We start from the raw sequence: 374 nt of genomic DNA on the forward strand, positions 1-374 counted from the left end.
GATTGTAGGTATGCTTCGCGTTCTTCTTGTCTTGCTTTTTCCTCTGTAATTGAGATTTTCTCTGGACGCTTGTAGCGGTCTACACCAAAGTTCATTAATGCGTGACAAGAGTCGAGCAGTTTTTCCACTTCTTTTACGCCATATCGTTCTTCACATTCGGCTAAGTACTTTTTGGCAAACAGCAGATAGTCGATAATAGAGCTAGCGTCAGTCCACGTTTGGAATAGGTAATTACCTTTGAAAAAAGAGTTATGGCCGTAACACGCGTGCGCTATCACGAGTGCTTGCATTGTTACCGTATTTTCTTCCATCAAATAAGCAATACAAGGGTCGGAGTTAATCACAATCTCGTAGGCTAGCCCCATTTGACCATG

The 374-nt window shown here is 42.5% G+C and carries 1 protein-coding gene; it reads right to left on the reverse strand.

Features of this window, described 5'->3' with window-relative positions:
- A partial coding sequence (locus IQR33_RS08295; protein WP_193843617.1) for a SpoVR family protein occupies positions 1 to 374 on the reverse strand: 374 nt, incomplete at both ends.

Origin of the sequence: Vibrio sp. OPT46 (assembly GCF_015163535.1) — a bacterium.
GTDB lineage: Bacteria > Pseudomonadota > Gammaproteobacteria > Enterobacterales > Vibrionaceae > Vibrio > Vibrio alginolyticus.